A 19471-nucleotide genomic window follows, 5' to 3' on the forward strand; every position below is an offset into this window, starting at 1 on the left:
TGGCTGTGACCGGCCTGTGGGGCCGGTGGGTTTGTTCAACCAGAATATTCAACAACCTCCCTCCACAGCCATGATCAAACAAGCTCTCATCTCCGTTTCCGACAAGACCGGCGTTCTGGAATTCGCCAAGTCGCTGTCGGCCATGGGCGTCAACATCCTGTCCACCGGCGGCACGGCCAAGCTGCTGGCCGATAACGGCGTTCCGGTCACGGAAGTTGCCGACTACACCGGCTTCCCGGAAATGCTGGACGGCCGCGTGAAGACCCTGCACCCGAAGGTCCACGGCGGCATCCTGGCCCGTCGCGACCTGCCGGAGCACATGAGCAAGCTGGTTGAGCACAATATGCCGACCATCGACATGGTGGTGGTCAATCTGTATCCCTTCCAGGCCACCGTAGCCAAGGACAGCTGCACCCTGGACGACGCCATCGAGAACATCGACATCGGCGGCCCGACCATGCTGCGCTCCGCGGCCAAGAACCACAAGGACGTGGTGGTGATCTGCGACCCGGCCGACTACGGCGTGGTGCTGGCTGAGATGAAGACCACGGACAATGCGCCGGGTTATGTGTCGTATGAAACCCGCTTCATGCTGGCCAAGAAGGTGTTCGCGCACACCGCCCAGTACGACGGCGCCATCACCAACTACCTGAGCAGCCTGGGCCCGGACCGTTCGCACGCCAACCGCAACGCCTATCCGAAGACCCTGAACGTGCACTTCGAAAAAGTGCAGGATATGCGCTACGGCGAGAACCCGCACCAGTCCGCAGCCTTCTACCGCGACCTGAACCCGGTGGCTGGCGCACTGGCCAACTACCGCCAGATCCAGGGCAAGGAACTGTCCTTCAATAACATTGCGGACGCTGATGCGGCATGGGAATGCGTGAAGTCGATGGGCAGCACCGCCTGCGTCATCATCAAGCACGCCAATCCTTGTGGCGTGGCCCTGGGCGCGACTGCGGTGGAAGCCTACCAGCGCGCGCTGCAGACCGACCCGACTTCCGCTTTCGGCGGCATCATCGCCTTCAACGTGCCGGTCGATGGCGCAGCGGCGACTGAACTGGCCAAGCTGTTCGTTGAAGTGCTGATCGCGCCGTCCTTCACCGCTGAAGCGCTGCAGATCATGTCCGCCAAGCAGAACGTGCGTCTGCTGGAAATCCCGCTGGGCGAGGGCGTGAACCCGATGGACTTCAAGCGCGTGGGCGGTGGCCTGCTGGTGCAGTCGGCCGACTCCCGTAACGTGCATCTGAACGAACTGAAAGTGGTCACCAAACTGCAGCCTACCCAGCAGCAGCTGCAGGACCTGATGTTCGCCTGGCGCGTGGCCAAGTATGTGAAGTCGAACGCGATCGTCTTCTGCGGTAACAATATGACCCTGGGCGTGGGCGCTGGCCAGATGTCGCGTATCGACTCCGCGCGTATCGCTTCGATCAAGGCGCAGAACGCCGGCCTGTCGCTGGCGGGTTCCGTGGTGGCATCCGACGCCTTCTTCCCGTTCCGCGACGGCCTGGATGTGGTGGTTGATGCAGGCGCCACCTGCGTGATCCAGCCGGGCGGCTCCATGCGCGACCAGGAAGTGATCGACGCTGCCAATGAGCGCGGCGTGGTCATGCTGTACACCGGCGTGCGCCACTTCCGCCACTAAAATCAATGGCGGATCAATGATCCGCCCTACTCGCCGCGTAGGGCGGGTCATTGACCCGCCGTCTTTGCCTACATACAATCTATCCATGATTATCTTAGGCATCGACCCCGGCTTGCGTACCACTGGCTTTGGCGTCATTCAAAAGCAGGGCACCAAGCTGCGTTACATCGCCTCCGGCACCATCAAGAGCGGCGAGGGCGAACTGCCTGAGCGTCTCAAAGTCATCCTCGACGGCGTGTCTGAAATCGCCGCCACCTACAAACCCGATTGCGCCGCAATCGAAAAAGTCTTCGTCAACGTCAACCCGCAATCGACCCTGCTGCTGGGCCAGGCCCGCGGCGCCGCGATCTGCGCGCTGGTCAGCAATGCCTTGAGCGTCGCCGAATACTCCCCGACCCAACTGAAACAAGCCGTCGTCGGCACCGGCCGCGCTACCAAGGCCCAGGTACAGGACATGGTCTCGCGCCTGCTCGCGCTACCCGGCCTGCCCGGCACCGATGCCGCCGACGCGCTGGGCGTCGCCATCTGCCATGCGCACTCGCAGGCCACGCTGTCCGTGGTGCAGACCGGCCATCCCGCCTTGTCCGGCTTGCGCATGAAACGCGGCCGCCTGGTCGGCTAACTTTAAAGGAATCCCATGATCGGACGTCTCTCCGGCATCCTGCTCGAAAAAAATCCACCGCAACTGCTGGTAGATGTACAAGGCGTCGGCTACGAAGTCGACGTCCCCATGAGCACCTTTTACAACCTGCCGCACACCGGCGAGCGCGTGACCCTGTTCACTCACCTCACCATCCGTGAAGATGCACACCTGCTGTTCGGCTTCGGTAACGCCGAAGAGCGCGCCGTGTTCCGCCAGCTGATCAAGATCACCGGCATCGGCGCGCGCACTGCACTTTCGATCCTGTCCGGTTTGTCGATTGCCGACCTCGCGCAAGCCGTGACGCTGCAGGAAGCCGGGCGCCTGGTGAAGATTCCTGGCATCGGCAAGAAAACTGCCGAGCGCCTGCTGCTCGAACTGAAGGGCAAACTCGGCGCCGACATCGGCGCAGCCGGCGCGCATCCCGTCCACGACTCCCAAGCCGACATCCTCAATGCCTTGCTGGCACTGGGCTACTCCGACAAGGAAGCCCTGCAAGCGCTGAAGACCGTCCCCGCCGGGTCGTCAGTCTCCGACGGCATCAAGCAGGCCTTGAAGGCGTTGTCGAAAGGCTGACAAATGACACAGCTCATGCGATTTCCCACCGCAACCGCTCGGGACTCACGCATCGAGCAGTGGATGGTTGAACACCCGGGCGAACTTGGCGCCATCGCGCAGCGCTGGTTTGCCTTCATGCGCAATTGCGGCGACGACGTTCGAGAGGTGCTGCATGATGGCCATCCGACAGCCTGTATTGGCGACGCGGCGTTCGGCTACGTCAACGTCTTTACTGCGCACGTGAACGTCGGCTTCTTCCGCGGCGCGCAGATTGCCGATCCTGCCGGGCTTCTGGAAGGCACGGGAAAATTCATGCGCCATGTGAAGCTGCGGCCGGCCCGCGAGCTGGACGCCATCGCGCTGGAGCAGCTCATCAAAGTCGCATATGAAGACATGAGGACACGCGTGGAAGCAGAACGCCGCGTCCATTCGTAGTTAAAGTCTCATTTCCGGATTTGGACTGTTCACAGGAGAACCCGAATGAAGCGTACCTGGACCATCATCGGAGTCACTGATGTGGCTCGCAGCTTCAACTGGTATCAATCGCTGTTCGCGCAGCGGAAGTCAGCGCCCGCGCATGACTATTTCGGGCAGATCCTGGATGACGATGGCACTGTGCTGCTTTGCCTGCACCAATGGGGCGCCCACGATCACCCCACCTTGACGAGTCCCGATCAGGGCACGCCGGGAAATGGCCTGCTGCTGTTCTTCCGCGTCGATAATTTCGATGAAATCCTGCGCTGTGCACGGCAGCTGGCCTTTAAGCTGGAGGAGAAGCCTCATTTGAATCCCGCGACGGGCACTATGGAATTCGCGCTGCGCGATCCGGATGGCTATTATGTGATGGTCAGTGCGTTAAGCGCTGCTTGATGAAGAGGAGCCGGTCTGATGGCAATACTCGATCACCTAATCGTGAAGGTCAACGATCTTTCAGCCAGCGTCAGGTTCTATACCGGGATTCTGGGCTTTGCCGCAGAAGGCACGGATGGTCCATTCACCATCATCCGCGTTGGCCCTGAGTGCCAACTGCAACTCGCCCCTTGGGGAACCCCTGGCTTCGAACACTATGCCTTCGCGGTTTCGCAAGAAGAGTTTGATGCCATCACCGCGCGCATCAAAGCAGCCGGCATCGAATATGGCCCGACCTTCGATTCAGTAGGCAGCAATGCCGGTGCGGGCGAAGAGTCTGGCGCGCGCGGGCTGGCGCCGACGCTCTATTTCAACGATCCAAACAAGCACCTGCTCGAATTCAGAGCCTACAGGACGTAGACGGCGACAGGAAATCGGGACGTGTGCCATGCTCGTCCCCCATGTACCTCACGATCTTGCAATTCATCGCGGTGCTGATGGCCGCACTCTTGATGGGCACGAGCTTCTGTCACGTGCTGGAAATGCCTGCAAAGATGAAAGTTGAGGGACTTCGCTGGATGACATTCCAGCACACCCTATACGCATCATTCGCAACAGTTGGCGGTTTCATTGAAATTGTCGCGATCATTACATCCGGAGTTCTCGCGTTCTTTATGCGCGATGCTGGAGCAACGTTCTGGCTGACGCTGATCGCAGCGGTAAGCCAGGCGATGGCGTTCTTTGGCATATGGCTGCCAATTACCAATGCCGTGAACAGGCAAACGGCCAAATGGACGGAACAGTCGCTCCCTCATGACTGGATGCGTTGGCGCCGGAAATGGGAGTATTCGCACGCGGCCCGCTTTGCGCTTCAGTTCAGCGCACTTTGTGCGTTGCTGGCATCTCTCCTCGTCTGATCCTGGCGCTTGCCCAGCGCATGTTAGTATTTATCAAAAAACTAACTTGGGGACGCCGTGGAAGTCATCACTAATGATCTCGCTCGCGCGCAAGCGGATATGCGTTTCGCCTACTGTAACGGCGCCGTTGGAATGCTTGCGTCGTCGCTCGCCTGGGCCTGTGCTGCCGTGGTGGCATTTAAAGGCACACCTGAGCGGGCTGTGTGGACGCTCTTTGTTGGCGGCATGCTGATTCACCCGGTCGGCGTGGTCATCGCGAAGATTCTCGGCAGGCCTGGAAATCACTCGAAAGGGAATCCGCTTGGACCGCTGGCGTGGGCCAGTACGCTGTGGCTGATTTTCAGCCTGCCGCTTGCCTATGGCGTTTCCTTGCTGCGCATCGAATGGTTTTTCCCGGCCATGCTGTTTGTGATTGGCGGGCGGTATCTGGTTTTCAGTTCGCTGTTTGGCATGCGCACTTACTGGGCCTGCGGCCTTGTACTTGCCGGCGCAGGTTATCTTCTCGGACGCTCCGCGGCATATCCCGCAAACAGTGCGCTGGCTGGATTCCTCATCGAAGTGCTGTTCGCAGCGGTACTCTTCGCGTTTCATTATCGCGAGGCGCGCACATGAAGAAGGTCCTGTTCATATGCAGCCAGAACAGGCTGAGAAGCCCGACGGCGGAACAAGTATTCTCATCCTGGCGCGGATTGGAAGTCAGCTCTGCGGGCACAAACAATGATGCCGAAAACCCGCTGACGGCGGAATTGGTGGAATGGGCGGACCTTATCTTCGTTATGGAGCGTGAGCACCGCAATAAGCTTCAAAAGAAGTACCGCGCTTCGTTAAACGGCAAGCGCGTCATTTGTCTCGGAATTCCTGACGATTATGAATACATGGACCCTCATTTGGTCAGGCTGTTGCAGGCGAAAGTGTCGCAATTTCTGCCGGCAGGGGCGTAGGAGGACGAGCTTTGGTAGAAGGTATCGCTTCGTTGAGCGTCGAAGTTCTTTTGCCCGTGATGCTTTTTGCAGTTGAGGTGGGGTTGATGATCCTTGTCGCGAGTGTACGGCCATGGCGCTATCTACTGTTCCCCAAGTTCAGGGCTGAGACCAACGCAAGCTATGAAAAAAGACATGCGTTGGTCAAATGGTGGCATCTGACTTGGGGCGGCCGCCTGGTCGTAGCTAGTATTTTCGTGGTGTATGAGTTGTACGGCCTTTGGAGTTCCACAAGAAAGCAAGCGGACCACCGGCATGATGCGCGCGAATATGTGGTTGAAAAGGCTAAGAAAGCTGTTGCCGGTGTATGAAGAAAGCTGAACGCCTTTGTCGTTGATTGAGAACTTACGTAATGGCTATCGACTCAGAGACTTTGAACTCGCTCGTAAAGGACTACGCGAAGGATATGACGAGTATCCGTGGCAGGCGCGTGCAGCGGCTCGTGAAGCGCGAGTTTGGTGGGGCCGATCATATTGCGATTGTGGATGTGGGTTCCAACATTCCTGCGGTAATCGGCGTGTCGCACAACGGTGCTGCATTCTGTGTCACGAACGGGACCGGCAAACACGCCACGGTTATCAAGTGGCTGCATGGCGCGCCTGATGCGCTGGCGTCAGACTTTGATTTGCTGAAGGATTCCTTGCCGCTCCTGAATGCGCGGCCTGTGTCGATGTCCGAGCTTTCGCCGCAGGTGATTGCTGCCATTTCAAAAATGCTTGAGGCGCACGGATGAAAGATATTCTCTACCCGGTATTTGGGCTGGCCTTCTGGACCAGTCTCGTTCTGCTGCTGATCCCTTTCTACCGCGCCCGCGCAGTCAAGCGCCACGAGATCGCGGTGGACGATTTCAAGTACGGCGAGTCGGCATCCGTGCCCGATAAGGTCTGCATACCGAACCGGGCTTATATGAATCTGCTCGAAATGCCGATGCTGTTTTATGTGGTCTGTTTGCTGATTTATGTGACCCAGATCGGCACGTCGTCGATGCTGATGTTGGCCTGGTCCTATGTGGCGCTTCGTATCCTGCACAGCGTGATTCATCTCACCTATAACAAGGTGATGCATCGTCTTACCGCTTTCGCGATCAGCAATGTAGTGCTGGTGACGCTGTGGTTTATGGCCCTCGCAGGCCTGCTGTCCAACGGAGACGTTTGAACATCATGCTGCATGCGAGCTGCCATTGCGGCGCAATTCGCCTGTCCGTGCAAGAGAAACCGGAGCATCTGATCGATTGCAATTGCTCGATCTGCAGGCGTTATGGCGCGTTGTGGGCGCTGTACGAGGCCGGAATGGTCGAAGTCTCTGCGCCGCGCGATGGCCTCACGGCCTATGTCTGGGGCCAGCGCTCGATCCGCACCATGCGCTGCACTGCATGCGGTTGCGTTACGCATTGGGAACCAATAACACCGGAAGCTGGCACGCGCGTCGGGGTGAATATGCGAAATTTCGAGCCGCAGGCGATTGCGGACGTCGGAGTACGAAAGTTCGACGGCGCTGATAGCTGGGCCTACATCGAATGAATCCCTTTCTGCTCGCTGCGGCGATTCTCATTTTCCTGATTGGGCTACTGCTTTCGCTGCTCGGCGAGCGGCTTATGTTCAGACACCTGAGTGTGTCGGGACTGGTACCGACTCGCGGTGGTTCGCATTTGCGCGAGTTCCAGGTTCGCATCCTGTGGGCGACATGGCATGTTGCGACAGGGGGACGAAAGGCAGGCATCCCGGCTGGTTGGGCTTTCTTGCGGTAGGGTGCCTGGTGGCTCTGGCTTGATGGCGGGCTTTGATATGCATGTCCTTGAGTTGAAAATTCAGCCTCCGGTTRTCGGGTACCTGAGCATTACCATCGCCGGCGTAGCGGCGTTTCGGCGGGCGAAGACGACGGTTAAGCCGCCCGCATTTGTCGTGTATATCGGCCGTTTCCAGATCGCGCCGGAAGAGCGTGTGCTGTCGTCGCTCTTTGGCGATGCTTATGAGGCCTACAAGAAGGAGGTGAGGCGATGGATTTGATGCAGGTGCTTAAGGCACGCTTTGAAAAGAACGTGCGGCGCCACCAAGGCATTGCATGGTCCGACGTGCAGGACCGGCTTGAGGCCAATCCGGCGGCGCTGGCGATTGTGCAGAAAATGGAAGCGACAGGCGGCGAGCCGGATGTCATAGCGCGCGACGAAGCTTCAGGAAGCTGCGTATTTTGCGACTGTTCCGCTGAGAGCCCGAGCGGCCGCCGAAGCCTGTGCTATGACGGCGAAGCGCTGGCGTCCCGCAAAGAGAACAAGCCTCGCGCGAGCGCTGTTGCAATGGCCGCTGAAATGGGGATCGCGCTGCTGACCGAGGAGCAGTATCGCGAGCTGCAAAAGCTGGGTGAGTTCGACAAGAAGACTTCCAGCTGGATCGCAACGCCAGCCGAGGTTCGCGAGTTGGGCGGGGCACTGTTCTGCGACCGGCGCTACAACAAGGTGTTCCTATATCACAACGGCGCCGAGTCGTACTACGCGGCGAGAGGCTTCCGCGGATCACTGCTGGTGTAGTGACTGGGCATGCGGTGGGATTGATGACTTCCGCAAATGCCGGAATTGGCGTGCATGAAGCGTAACCTTGATAGAATCATGCCCTGAACATTTATACAGTACCGGGCATGAGTATTCAAACCGACAACTTCACCGAGCAGCGGATTATTGATGCTGCCCCGTCCTCCCCGAATGAGGAGGCGATCGAGCGCGCGTTGCGGCCGAAGCTGCTGGATGAGTATGTCGGCCAGTCCAAGATCCGCGATCAGCTGGAAATCTTCATTTCGGCGGCGCGCAAGCGCAGCGAGGCGCTGGACCATACGCTGTTGTTCGGACCTCCCGGCCTGGGTAAGACCACGCTGGCGAACATCATCGCGCGCGAAATGGGCGTGAACCTGCGCCAGACTTCCGGCCCTGTGCTGGAGCGTCCAGGCGATCTGGCAGCGATCCTGACCAATCTGGAAGCGAACGATGTGCTGTTCATCGACGAGATCCACCGCCTGTCCCCCGTGGTCGAGGAAATCCTGTACCCGGCGCTGGAAGACTATCAGATCGACATCATGATTGGCGAAGGCCCGGCCGCGCGCAGCGTGAAGCTGGATCTGCAGCCGTTCACGCTGATTGGCGCCACCACGCGCGCGGGCATGCTGACCAATCCGCTGCGCGACCGCTTCGGTATCGTCGCGCGCCTGGAGTTCTACACGACCGACGAACTGGCGAAGATCGTCACCCGCAGCGCCGCGCTGCTGAAGGCGCACATCGACGATGGCGGCGCGGTGGAAATCGCGCGCCGTGCACGCGGCACGCCGCGTATCGCCAACCGCCTGCTGCGCCGCGTGCGCGACTACGCCGAGGTAAAGTCCAACGGCGACATCACGCGCGAGCTGGCCGATGCTGCCTTGCGCATGCTGGATGTCGACCACGTCGGCTTCGATGTCATGGACCGCAAACTGCTGGAAGCGGTGCTGTACAAATTCGGCGGAGGCCCCGTCGGCATTGGCAATCTGGCCGCCGCCATTGGAGAAGCGGCCGATACGATCGAAGATGTGCTGGAACCTTACCTGATCCAGCAAGGCTTCCTGCAACGCACGCCGCGCGGACGCGTGGCTACCGCGGCCGCTTACCAGCACTTTGGCGCCACGCCGCCGCGCTCCAGCCTGACCGGCGATCTGTGGGACCAATAAGCACCTGATGGACGAACTGCGCGCCATATCGACCTTTGTCCTGGCTGCCGAGATGGGCAGTTTCAACAAGGCTGCTGAAGCGCAGAACACCACACCGCAGGCTGTCAGCAAGACCATACGCCAGCTGGAGCAGCATCTCGGCGTCCGGTTATTCCACCGCACCACACGCAGCAGCACGCTCACCGAAGAGGGCGAGCGTCTGCTGGAATCCGTGAAGCCCAGCCTCGACGGACTGGTTTGCGCGCTGGGCAAGGCGCGCAAGGCGGCGAACGAGGACGAAGGCGTGATCCGCATCGCCGGTGCCGGCGCGGTCGTGCGCAAGATCCTGATTCCATTGCTGGCGGAATTCCAGCAGCGCTTCCCGCTGATCCAGGTTGAACTGATTGCCTCCGATGGTTTCAGCGATATCGTGGCCGAGCGGATCGACGTCGGTTTTCGTGCCGGTGGTGCGCCCGACCTGCAAGTCGTGGGGCGCAGACTCTTTCCCATTCAACTCGTGGTTTGCGCTACGCCCGAATATCTGGCGCAGCATGGCAAGCCACGCAAGCTCGATGATCTGCTGCAGCACCGCTGCATCGGCTATCGCAGGCCGGGAACGGGGCGCACCGTGCCGTGGGAGTTCGATGTTGACGGCGACATCGTCAACCAGCATATGAATGCGGTGCTGTGCTGCAGCGACACCGAGTCGGAAACGCTGTCCACGCTGGCGGGCATCGGTATCGGGCAGATCGACAGCATCAACTCGGCGCCGCTCCTGCGTAGCGGGCAGCTTGTTCCGCTGTTGGTGGACAAGGTGAGCGAGCGCATAGGCCTTTATCTGTACTACGCGCAGCGCCGCAATATGCCCAGCCGGATCAGGCGTTTCATCGACTTCGCCTCGGAGCGTCTGCAAGGAAGCCAGGAGTTCTCTTTGCCGCGCAAGGAGCTGGCGCTGCTGGCCCGCCGGGGATTGACAACTAAAGGTTGATACTGAAACGGGGTTTTCAGGACTACTTCAGTTGGCCTTAAATTCCTATAGTTCTCCCAACGCTGCACTACTTGCGGCACATCTCAAGGAGAACTGAATGAACAAGCAACTCAATGGCCGTGTGGCCGTCATCACCGGTGCTTCGAGCGGCATCGGCCTGCATACCGCCAGGCTGCTGGCTGCGCAGGGCGCCAAGGTCGCTGTCGTGGCGCGCCGCAAGGAATCGCTGGACCGTCTGGTAGCGGAAATCGAGCAAGCTGGCGGCGTTGCGATGGCGCTGGCGCTGGACGTGACCGATCAGGCTTCGGTTGACGCCGCGGCGGCCAAAGTCGAACAAACCTGGGGTCCGGCGAGCCTGGTCTTTAACAATGCCGGCGTGATGCTGCCGAATGCCATCGAGGCCAACCTGCGCAGCGACACGACGCAGCAGATCGACCTGAACGTGCATGGCCTGATGCACGTGATCCATGCCTTCGTGCCCCAGCTGGTCAAGGCGGCCGAGCAGGGCGTGACGGCGGACCTGATCAACACCTCGTCCATCGCCGGCCAGTACGTCTTCCCTTACTTCTCGGTGTACAGCGCGACCAAGGCTTTCGTCAGCCATCTGAGCCGCCATCTGCGTGCAGAACTTGGTGCGAAGAAGGTGCGCGTGTCGATGATCGAGCCTGGCATCGTATCCACCGAACTGCAAAGCCATGTGACCAATCAGGGCGTGAAGGATTGGCTGGCCGGCGCGGCGCAGCAGTATGAGTTCCTGCAACCGCAGGATGTGGCCGAAGTGGTCAGCTTCCTGGCCGCGCTGCCGGCGCACGTCAACCTGATGCAGGTTACCGTGATGCCGACCGGCCAAGCCTGATAAAACCGGAGGCATGAAGCTGGTGGCCGCCACATCGTGGCGGCCACCTGTTTTCGGCCTTGGGTTTATACTGCATGGCTCATGAATACTTCGGGATTAACCATGCAGAAAACCTTGTTGCGCCGGGCCGTTGCAGGTCTGGCGCTGGGCGCAGCCGCGGCGGCGCATGCGGCCGTACCGGTGCAGGGCTATGTCGTCAAACAGACTTACCCGCATGACGCGCAAGCGTTCACCCAGGGCCTGTTTTTCATGGATGGCTTCCTGTACGAGAGCACTGGCCAGTACGGACAGTCCTCGGTGCGCAAGGTGGAACTCAAGACCGGCAAGGTGCTGCAGAAACGCGATCTGCCTGAAAAGATATTCGGCGAGGGCATTGCCCCGGTAGGCGGCAATATCGTGACGCTGACCTGGATGAACCAGGGCGGCTTCATTCTCGATGGCGCTACCTTCCAGCCGAAGGCGACCTGGGAATACAAGGGGGAAGGCTGGGGCCTCACCAGCGACGGCCAGCATGTCTACATGAGCGATGGCACGCCTTACATCCGCGTGCTCAATCCTGACACGTTGCAGGAAGTGCGCCGCATCCACGTCACTGCGGACGGCCTGCCGCTGCCACGCCTGAACGAGCTGGAATGGGTGGATGGCCTGATCTACGCGAACGTATGGCAGACCGACCGCATTGCGCGTATCGATCCGTTCTCCGGCAGGGTAATTGGCTGGATTGATCTGAGCGGCCTGTCCAACACGGCAGGCGCCGGCGACGATGCCGACAATGTCCTGAACGGCATCGCCTACGATGCCAAGACCAAGCGTCTCTTCGTGACGGGGAAGCGCTGGCCCAAGCTGTTCGAGATTGAGCTTAAGCCAGCAAAGAAATAAAAACCAGGAGCTTAAAAGCTGGTGTCAGCCACATCGTGGCTGACACCTGTTTCTGTCCTGGGTTTACTGCTCGCGGACCCAGGTCTGCGAGCGGCCCAGCAGCGGCACGCCAATGTAGCCGCGTACTTCCAGCTTCTTGCCGCCATCAGCAACTTTCAGCTTGCTGCGGTAAACCTTGCCGTTGTTCGGGTCCAGGATTTCGCCGCCGTTATATTCGTCACCGTCTTTTTTCAGACCGGTCAACATGGTCATGCCGAGGATAGGCTGGTTCTTGCGGGCGTCGGAGCACTTGTCGCAAACGGGATTCTGATCTTCTTCCGGCGTGCGGAACAGTTTTTCGATCTTGCCTTGCAGGACGCCATTGTCCTCGGTAATGCGGATCAGTGCTTTCGGTTTGCCGCTGACGTCATCGATGTTCTTCCACAGGCCGACTGGCGTGTCCTGTGCGAAGGCAGGGGCGGCGGCCAGCACGGCGGTGGCCATCAGGGTGTACAGCAGTGGGCGCATGGGTCAGGTCTCCTTGTATTTTTGGGTGCAGACCAGTGTAGCAAACTGACGCTGACCGCCAAGGCCATTCTGGTGACTTTGGAGCGCCAACTCTAATTATTCAGCCCACTCCGGGTCGGTAGTGAAGACGATAGTCAGCCAGCGGTCCGTGCTTTCCTCGCCCAGCGCCTCACCGACTTCGTTGCGGATCGCGTCCCATTCTTCCAGCCGTTTGGCCGGCCATTGCGTAGGGACGATGAAGAACAGTTCGATCTGGCGTCCGCGTCCCACGCGCGCCACGTAGGCGCGGAAGGAGTCGAAGCCGTGGCGCTGCACGGTGTCCTGCGCAACCTGGTCGACATGCTGCTTGAGATCGGCTGGCGTGACCAGCAGGATGTCCTGTAGCGCATGGCGAATGACTTTTAGCGGCACGGGAATGACGCCGATGCAAACCACGATCAGCACCAGCGGATCGATGTAGGGCGCGACCCAGTCCAGCCGGGTGCCGCTCACCGCGTAGCCGAACACAAAGGCCATGAGCAGGGCGCAGGTCATGGCGACCGTGATCCACCAGGCTTTGGCGTCCAGCGCGATCAGGGCTGAACCAATCTTGCGGTTGGCGAAGGTCGCGTAAGTGCCCATGGATGCGGCGGCGGCCAGCGATATCAGGGCGTAGACGATGGCGTAGTCCAGCGCGATCACATTGCCGCCTGCCATCAGGCTTCTTGCGGAATTCAGCAGCGCATAGATCGCGGCGCCGACCAGGAGCATGCTGTTCAGGCCAAGCACCATTGGTTCCAGATGCCAGAAGCCCATGGTGAAGCGTTCGACCAGCTTGCGGTTGTGTTCTCCGCGTTCGGCGGAAGCGGCGATCAGTTTGGCGATCAACAGGGCCAGCACGGTCATCGTGGCGTCGACCAGGCCGTAGAAGCCGTCAAAGATGATGGACTGGGAACCGGCCAGCAGGCCGAAGGCAATGCCTAGTGCAGCCTGGAAGACTGCGGCGATAATGGAGAGGCGGAGGACGCTTTGTTCGGTGGGCATGCTGAGATTGTAAAACCAACGGCGCAAAAGCAGGTGGCAGCCACATCGTGGCTGCCACCTGGTTCACGCCTCGGGTTTTTGCTTACGCAGCAGGCAGCTTGGCCAGCTGTTCTTCCATCTTGGCCAGGGTGGCGCCGAAATTGGCGACGCGTTCCTTTTCCTGCGCCACGACGGCGGCAGGTGCGCGTGCCACGAACGATTCCGACGACAGCTTGCCGGAAGCCTTGGCAATCTCGCCTTGCAGGCGCGCGATTTCCTTGGACAGGCGCTCGCGTTCAGCCTTGACGTCGATTTCCACTTTCAGCATCAGTTTCGTGGTGCCGACCACGGACACCGCAGCCGGCGATTCCGGCAGCACGTCCACGATCTGCACTTCGGACAACTTGCCCAGTAGCTGGATGTACGGTGCGAAAGCGGCCATACGGTCTTTGTCCGCGCCGGTCGCTTCAACGATCAGCGGCACGCGCACGGATGGCGCCAGCTTCATTTCACCGCGCAGGTTACGCGTGGTATCGGTCAGCGCCTTCAGCTCGTCCATCCACGCTTCGGCGCCGGCATCGATCAGCGCCTCGTTGGCGATCGGGTAGCCCTGCACCATGATGGACTGGCTGCGGTCGCCCGCGCCTTTGCCGGCCAGCGGCGCCACGGCTTGCCACAGTTCTTCGGTAACGAACGGGATGACCGGGTGCGCCATGCGCAGCACCACTTCCAGCACGCGCAGCAGGGTGTGGCGGGTGGCGCGTTGCTGGCCCTCGGTGCCTTGCTGTACCTGGACTTTCGCCACTTCCAGATACCAGTCGCAGTATTCGTCCCACACGAACTTGTAGATGGTGGAGGCGATATTGTCGAAGCGGTAGTCCGCGAAACCTTTTGCCACTTCCAGTTCGGCTTTTTGCAGCAGGGAGATAATCCACTTGTCGGCCATCGACAGGTCTGCGTCGTTCGCGGTGCAGTCCTTGCCTTCGGTGTTCATCATCACGAAGCGGGTCGCATTCCACAGCTTGTTGCAGAAGTTGCGGTAGCCTTCAGCGCGGCCCAGGTCGAAGTTGATGTTGCGGCCCAGGGATGCGTAGGAAGCCATGGTGAAGCGCACGGCATCGGTGCCGTAGGCTGGAATACCTTCCGGGAACTCCTTGCGGGTGGCTTTCTCGATCTTCGCCGCATCCTTTGGATTCATCAGGCCCGTGGTGCGCTTTGCAACCAGTGCGTCCACGCCGATGCCGTCGATCAGGTCGATCGGGTCCAGGGTATTGCCTTTGGACTTGGACATCTTCTGGCCCTGCGAATCGCGCACCAGGCCGTGCACGTACACGGTCTCGAACGGCACCTTGCCGGTGAAGTGTGCGGTCATCATGACCATACGCGCCACCCAGAAGAAGATGATGTCGAAGCCGGTCACCAGCACGGACGATGGCAGGAAGGCCTTCAGCTCAGGCGTTTCTTGCGGCCAGCCGAGGGTGGAGAAGGGCACCAGCGCGGACGAGAACCAGGTATCCAGCACGTCGTGGTCGCGGGCCAGTGCGCCGCTGCCGCCCTTGGCCTTCTGCTGTGCCAGCGCTTCTTCTTCGTTGCGCGCGACGTAGATGTTGCCCTGCTCGTCATACCAGGCAGGGATCTGATGGCCCCACCACAGCTGGCGCGAGATGCACCAGTCCTGGATGTTGTTCAGCCACTGGTTGTAGGTGGTGGTCCAGTTCTCAGGCACGAACTTGATCTCGCCCGAGGACACTTTTTCCAGCGCTACTTCAGCGATCGATTTGCCCGGATTGAAGGTGCCTTCCGGCGCCGGCTTGCTCATGGCGACGAACCACTGGTCGGTCAGCATCGGCTCGATCACGACGCCGGTACGGTCGCCGCGCGGCACCATCAGCTTGTGCGGCTTGATCGATTCCATCAGGCCTTGCGCTTCCAGGTCGGCCACGATCTGCTTACGCGCAGCGAAGCGGTCCATGCCGCGGTAGGCTTCCGGCGCGTTCTCGTTGATCTTCGCATCCAGGGTCAGGATGGAAGGCATGTCCAGCTTGTGGCGCTGGCCCACGGCGTAGTCGTTGAAGTCGTGCGCCGGCGTAATCTTCACGCAGCCGGTGCCGAAGGCTTTGTCGACGTAGGAGTCGGCGATGATCGGGATTTCGCGGCCGACCAGCGGCAGTTTCAGCATCTTGCCCACCAGCGCGGTGTAGCGCTCGTCGGTCGGGTCCACGGCCACGGCGACGTCGCCCAGCATGGTTTCCGGACGGGTAGTCGCCACGGTGATCGAACCGCTGCCATCGGCCAGCGGATACTTGATGTGCCACATCGAGCCATCTTCTTCTTCCGACACCACTTCCAGGTCGGAGACGGCGGTGCCCAGCACCGGGTCCCAGTTCACCAGGCGCTTGCCGCGGTAGATCAGGCCCTGCTCGTGCAGGCGCACGAAGACTTCGGTCACGACTTTGGAACGCTCTTCGTCCATCGTGAAATACTCGCGAGCCCAGTCAGGAGAGGTGCCCATGCGGCGCATCTGGCCGGTGATGGTCGAGCCGGACTTTTCCTTCCACTCCCACACCTTCTCGATGAACTTCTCGCGGCCAAGGTCATGGCGCGATACCTTTTGCGCGTCCAGCTGGCGCTCCACCACGATCTGGGTGGCGATACCGGCGTGGTCGGTGCCCGGAATCCAGGCGGTGTTGTGACCCAGCATGCGGTGGTAGCGGGTCAGACCGTCCATGATGGTCTGGTTGAACGCGTGGCCCATGTGCAGCGTGCCGGTCACGTTCGGCGGCGGCAGCTGAATGCTGAAGGACGGCTTGGACAGGTCGAGGGAAGCTGCGTAGTAACCGCGCTTCTCCCACTCGCTGCGCCAGAACTGTTCAATGTCGACAGGCTCGAAAGACTTGGCTAATTCCATGATGTGGCTGAAAAAATGGGCAAAACAGCCATTATACGGGAAGAAGCCCCGCCTTCCGCTTTGGGGTCAGGCACGAATTGATACATGAGCCCGTGTCTCAAAAAGCGCCTGACCCCAAATGGTCACGGTGTGAGGGCGAAGTTGACGTTGGCCTGGTCGGTGGTGCTGACGTTCACTGCGGCCACCGATTTGGTGGTGTAGCCAGTTGCCGATGCGTCAACACGGTACTGGCCTGCTGGTGGGACGATGGCCGCGGTGGCGAATACCAGTGGCAGGGTGGCGCTATACGTCACGTAGCGCGGCGCAGCGACCGGCAGGCCTGTCAGGGTGTAGGCGCCACCACCGATTGGGGTGAGCGTGTACTTCAGGGTGACGGTGGGGCCGCCGGTAATCGCCTGCAGGGCTGCGACCTGCGCCGGCTCCGTGCTGCTGACCGGGTTCTGGGTCACGCTGCCGCTGATGTTGTGGTCCAGCGAGACAACGGGCGCGATGGGCGCTGCTGTGGTGCTGATCTGCGTCATGGCGCTGGCGGTGACGGGCACGGCGCCCACCACGTTGGCGGCATATCCGTCAGCTATGATGACGACGTCGTAATTACCGGCTGGCAGGCGCGTCAGGTCGAATTCGCCGGTGGTGGGGTTTGGCGTGGTGGATGCCACTATCGCGCCATTCTGTTGCGCGGAGACGGCCACATGGCTTGCCAGCGCCGCCGTGGCGACGAAGCCGCTGATGCCGTTCAAAGCGGTGGGCACGACTTTCACCACCGGCTTCAGGCTGTAGTTGCCGCTATTGCCTTTGCTGACGATGGATTTGCAGGCGTCGAAGTCCAGCACCAGGTCAACGCGCTGGCCCGCAGCCACGTCGAATTCGTTGACCAGCTTGATGCCGCTTTGAAGGGCGCTTGGTGTATCGAGCGCGATCTCATTGGCGCTGCCGGTTTTGATGACGGTATTGCTGTTGGCGCCGCCGTCCAGCACCAGGCGCAGCTGGCTGTAGTGGCCCGCGCCCAGCGACGCAGTGCCCAGGGCTTCCAGCGCGCCGTTGTTCAGGTTGAGCAGATTGATTTTCTTCGCTGGCGACAAGGTGATGTCGGTCCAGCCGCTGTCGGTATCGCTGGCGCTCGAACTTTGATTGATCCGGACTTTGGAAACGGTGACGTTCACCGCATCGAAGCCACAGGCCGGAGCGTCGGTCAGGGAGACGGAGACGGAGCCTAACTGCATTGGTGGCTGCGTCGAGCTGCCACCTCCACCTCCGCCGCCGCAAGCGGTCAGCAAACTAGCAGCGGCGACAAGGGAGAGAGCAGGAAGGGAGGATTTCATAATGGGCCTCTTTATGGTTATGTTCTAAGGTCATTATCCGTTCCAGGCGGAAAATTAAAAGTGAGTTAGGGCACATAGTAACGGACTGTTACACAATGCTGAGCTAGCCGCGGCTTCCGCGCAACGCTGCGCCGCGGCCCATCCCAAACGCGCCCTATTTGCCGCAGCCTTTCGCGGTGATACGGTCATGTGCCGCCTTCGCTTGCACCAGGCCATAGCCGAACTTGTCGTCGCGGCCAGGCGTGCCGAGGTCGCGTGCGCTCAGGTCGAGCGAGGTGCGCAACTGAGCCGCGGTGCAATTGATGTGCAGGCTCCAGACCAGCGCGGCGACAGCCGATACGTGCGGCGTGGCCATCGAAGTGCCGTCCCATACCGCATAGTTGGATGGCGTGATCGTGATCGTAGCCACTTGGCCCGACTGGCCCAGCATCGCCTGTCCGTCAGCCTGGCTTGCGGAGACTGATGGAATATTCGTGACGGTCGTGCCCAGCGTGCCGCCAAAGCCGCCAGCCACATTGTTGTAGACGATGGCGCCCTTGCCGCCGCTGGTCTGGCAGTTGGATACCTTGGTGGCGAAGTCGATGCTGCCGCGCTGGATCAGGCAGATCTTGCCGCTTACGCTGGCGTCGACTTTGTCGCCGAGGCCGAAGTCGGCCAGCGGCGCGCTGGCCGTGGACTTGGGCGAGCCCTCCATATCGCCTGCGGCATAGCTCTTGTTGCCGACCGTGAGCGCGGAGTCGGCGCCGGTCCCCATCGGCACGGTGGACGTCACGGCCACACCGGGCGCCGACAGTTCCACCTTGCTGTTGTACTGCGAGAAGTCGGCCCAGTTCATGTTCGCATCCAGCGCGCCGACCGACACGACGGAAGCGTAGCCGGCCGGGTAGGAGATGGCCGTGTTGCCGTCGTTGCCTGCCGCCGCAATGGACAGCACATTCTTCGCGGCCAGCGCGTTGAAGGCCTTTTCTTCCGTCTTGGTCGGCTTACCGCCGCCCAGCGACATGCTGATGATGTTCGCACCCGCTGCGCCGCACTTGTTGACGGCCGTGGCCAAGGTGGACGAATACGCCCAGCCATCGGCGCCGAACACTTTGACGATGTGCAGCTTGAGCTGCTTGTTCGGATTGACGCCCACCACACCGATGGCATTGTTGACGGCGGCAATGGTGCCCGCAACGTGCGTCCCGTGCTGGTCTTCATCGGTGTACCACCAGCCGGTGCCTTTGTCCCACTCGCCGGTGAGGTTGTTGCCGATGATGTCTTCGTGATTGGCGTCGATGCCGGAATCAACGATGCACAGCTTGCGGTTGCCAGCCGACGCATCGGACAGCTGGTCGGCCTGCACCATGCTGATACCGTATGGGATGGTTTGCGCGCTGTTGCCGGGCGTGCCGCCGGCCTTGCGCAAGGCCATCGGATAGCGCTTCTCATCCTGCTCGATATACAGCACGTTGGGGTTGTGCTGCAGACCTTGCAGCGCTTGCGGCGGCACTTCAATCGCCATCGCGTCCATGCCGTAAATCTCATGCGCGACGGCGCCGTGTGCGGCAGCGGCAGCGGAGCGGACGGCGGCCGCGGCGCCGGGCTGGAAGGCCACCACGACGCGGACTTTATCCGGTGCTGCGGCGTAGGCGGGCAGGGCGGCGGCGAAGGTTGAGGCGGCAATGGCTAGCGGTAGAAGCTTGCTGTGCGTCATGATTTATCTCTCCCAAGATAGTCGCGTTGAAACACACTCAAGCGTAGGCCCGGCTGAG

The 19471-nt window shown here is 60.7% G+C and carries 24 protein-coding genes; 19 read left to right on the top strand and 5 right to left on the bottom strand.

Translation table 11 applies throughout. The features are described 5' to 3' along the window. The first annotated feature begins 70 nt into the window (after window positions 1-70). The 19 genes from purH to AB4Z19_RS13395 all read left to right on the top strand — a co-directional run bounded on the left by purH (window position 71) and on the right by AB4Z19_RS13395 (window position 11978). Window positions 71-1645, top strand: a complete 1575-nt coding sequence (gene purH, locus AB4Z19_RS13305; protein ID WP_442022761.1) for a bifunctional phosphoribosylaminoimidazolecarboxamide formyltransferase/IMP cyclohydrolase — start codon at window positions 71-73, stop codon at window positions 1643-1645. 85 nt (window positions 1646-1730) lie between these two features. Beyond that, a complete protein-coding gene (ruvC, locus tag AB4Z19_RS13310; protein ID WP_442022762.1) occupies window positions 1731-2267 on the top strand; it encodes a crossover junction endodeoxyribonuclease RuvC in 537 nt (178 codons plus the stop codon). 15 nt (window positions 2268-2282) lie between these two features. Further along, the gene (gene ruvA / locus AB4Z19_RS13315; protein WP_442022763.1) at window positions 2283-2861 is read left to right on the top strand and encodes a Holliday junction branch migration protein RuvA; all 579 of its coding nucleotides are present in this window, start codon (window positions 2283-2285) and stop codon (window positions 2859-2861) included. 15 nt (window positions 2862-2876) lie between these two features. Beyond that, window positions 2877-3278 (top strand): DUF1801 domain-containing protein, encoded by a 402-nt coding sequence (locus tag AB4Z19_RS13320; protein WP_442035411.1) that lies wholly within the window; start codon window positions 2877-2879, stop codon window positions 3276-3278. Window positions 3279-3323: 45 nt separating this feature from the next. Beyond that, window positions 3324-3713 (top strand): VOC family protein, encoded by a 390-nt coding sequence (locus AB4Z19_RS13325; protein ID WP_442022765.1) that lies wholly within the window; start codon window positions 3324-3326, stop codon window positions 3711-3713. Window positions 3714-3731: 18 nt separating this feature from the next. Further along, window positions 3732-4112 carry a VOC family protein gene (locus tag AB4Z19_RS13330; protein WP_442022766.1) on the top strand — a complete coding sequence of 127 codons (381 nt, stop codon included), beginning with the start codon at window positions 3732-3734 and terminating at the stop codon, window positions 4110-4112. Between the two features lie 41 nt (window positions 4113-4153). Next, the gene (locus AB4Z19_RS13335) at window positions 4154-4609 is read left to right on the top strand and encodes a hypothetical protein (RefSeq protein ID WP_442022767.1); all 456 of its coding nucleotides are present in this window, start codon (window positions 4154-4156) and stop codon (window positions 4607-4609) included. Between the two features lie 57 nt (window positions 4610-4666). Continuing rightward, complete coding sequence (locus AB4Z19_RS13340) at window positions 4667-5221, top strand: DUF7010 family protein (RefSeq protein WP_442022768.1); 555 nt, start codon at window positions 4667-4669, stop codon at window positions 5219-5221. Then, window positions 5218-5550, top strand: coding sequence for a low molecular weight protein tyrosine phosphatase family protein (locus AB4Z19_RS13345; RefSeq protein WP_442022769.1), 333 nt, complete (start codon window positions 5218-5220; stop codon window positions 5548-5550). The genes AB4Z19_RS13340 and AB4Z19_RS13345 overlap by 4 nt, the downstream gene beginning before the upstream one ends. 11 nt (window positions 5551-5561) lie before the next feature. Continuing rightward, window positions 5562-5900, top strand: coding sequence for a hypothetical protein (locus AB4Z19_RS13350; protein WP_442022770.1), 339 nt, complete (start codon window positions 5562-5564; stop codon window positions 5898-5900). 41 nt (window positions 5901-5941) lie between these two features. Next, window positions 5942-6322, top strand: a complete 381-nt coding sequence (locus AB4Z19_RS13355; RefSeq protein WP_442022771.1) for a hypothetical protein — start codon at window positions 5942-5944, stop codon at window positions 6320-6322. Beyond that, entirely contained in the window at window positions 6319-6744 is a 426-nt protein-coding gene (locus AB4Z19_RS13360) for an MAPEG family protein (RefSeq protein WP_442022772.1), read from the top strand. The genes AB4Z19_RS13355 and AB4Z19_RS13360 overlap by 4 nt, the downstream gene beginning before the upstream one ends. 5 nt (window positions 6745-6749) lie before the next feature. Continuing rightward, the gene (locus AB4Z19_RS13365) at window positions 6750-7109 is read left to right on the top strand and encodes a GFA family protein (protein ID WP_442022781.1); all 360 of its coding nucleotides are present in this window, start codon (window positions 6750-6752) and stop codon (window positions 7107-7109) included. 249 nt (window positions 7110-7358) lie between these two features. Further along, a complete protein-coding gene (locus tag AB4Z19_RS13370; protein WP_442035412.1) occupies window positions 7359-7595 on the top strand; it encodes a methyltransferase family protein in 237 nt (78 codons plus the stop codon). Beyond that, window positions 7586-8113, top strand: a complete 528-nt coding sequence (locus AB4Z19_RS13375) for a DUF4256 domain-containing protein (RefSeq protein ID WP_442022774.1) — start codon at window positions 7586-7588, stop codon at window positions 8111-8113. Before AB4Z19_RS13370 ends, AB4Z19_RS13375 begins: the two co-directional genes overlap by 10 nt. Before the next feature lie 107 nt (window positions 8114-8220). Further along, the gene (gene ruvB, locus AB4Z19_RS13380; protein WP_442022775.1) at window positions 8221-9276 is read left to right on the top strand and encodes a Holliday junction branch migration DNA helicase RuvB; all 1056 of its coding nucleotides are present in this window, start codon (window positions 8221-8223) and stop codon (window positions 9274-9276) included. Window positions 9277-9283: 7 nt separating this feature from the next. Beyond that, complete coding sequence (locus AB4Z19_RS13385; protein WP_442022776.1) at window positions 9284-10243, top strand: LysR family transcriptional regulator; 960 nt, start codon at window positions 9284-9286, stop codon at window positions 10241-10243. A 97-nt stretch (window positions 10244-10340) separates the two neighbouring features. Beyond that, window positions 10341-11099 (top strand): SDR family oxidoreductase, encoded by a 759-nt coding sequence (locus AB4Z19_RS13390; RefSeq protein WP_442035413.1) that lies wholly within the window; start codon window positions 10341-10343, stop codon window positions 11097-11099. A gap of 102 nt (window positions 11100-11201) precedes the next feature. Next, window positions 11202-11978 carry a glutaminyl-peptide cyclotransferase gene (locus tag AB4Z19_RS13395; protein ID WP_442022778.1) on the top strand — a complete coding sequence of 259 codons (777 nt, stop codon included), beginning with the start codon at window positions 11202-11204 and terminating at the stop codon, window positions 11976-11978. A gap of 63 nt (window positions 11979-12041) precedes the next feature. Here AB4Z19_RS13395 and AB4Z19_RS13400 read toward each other — a convergent pair whose 3' ends face one another. The 5 genes from AB4Z19_RS13400 to AB4Z19_RS13420 all read right to left on the bottom strand — a co-directional run bounded on the left by AB4Z19_RS13400 (window position 12042) and on the right by AB4Z19_RS13420 (window position 19413). Continuing rightward, window positions 12042-12485, bottom strand: coding sequence for a DUF2147 domain-containing protein (locus tag AB4Z19_RS13400; protein WP_442022779.1), 444 nt, complete (start codon window positions 12483-12485; stop codon window positions 12042-12044). Window positions 12486-12581: 96 nt separating this feature from the next. Further along, a complete protein-coding gene (locus AB4Z19_RS13405; protein ID WP_442035414.1) occupies window positions 12582-13508 on the bottom strand; it encodes a cation diffusion facilitator family transporter in 927 nt (308 codons plus the stop codon). An 82-nt stretch (window positions 13509-13590) separates the two neighbouring features. Next, entirely contained in the window at window positions 13591-16395 is a 2805-nt protein-coding gene (locus AB4Z19_RS13410; protein ID WP_442035415.1) for a valine--tRNA ligase, read from the bottom strand. A 122-nt stretch (window positions 16396-16517) separates the two neighbouring features. Further along, window positions 16518-17717 (bottom strand): DUF4382 domain-containing protein, encoded by a 1200-nt coding sequence (locus AB4Z19_RS13415; RefSeq protein ID WP_442035416.1) that lies wholly within the window; start codon window positions 17715-17717, stop codon window positions 16518-16520. 154 nt (window positions 17718-17871) lie between these two features. Beyond that, window positions 17872-19413, bottom strand: a complete 1542-nt coding sequence (locus tag AB4Z19_RS13420) for a S8 family serine peptidase (protein ID WP_442027680.1) — start codon at window positions 19411-19413, stop codon at window positions 17872-17874. Between the last annotated feature and the right edge of the window lie 58 nt (window positions 19414-19471).

The sequence above is a fragment of the Pseudoduganella sp. RAF19 genome, assembly GCF_052114165.1.
GTDB lineage: Bacteria > Pseudomonadota > Gammaproteobacteria > Burkholderiales > Burkholderiaceae_D > Rugamonas.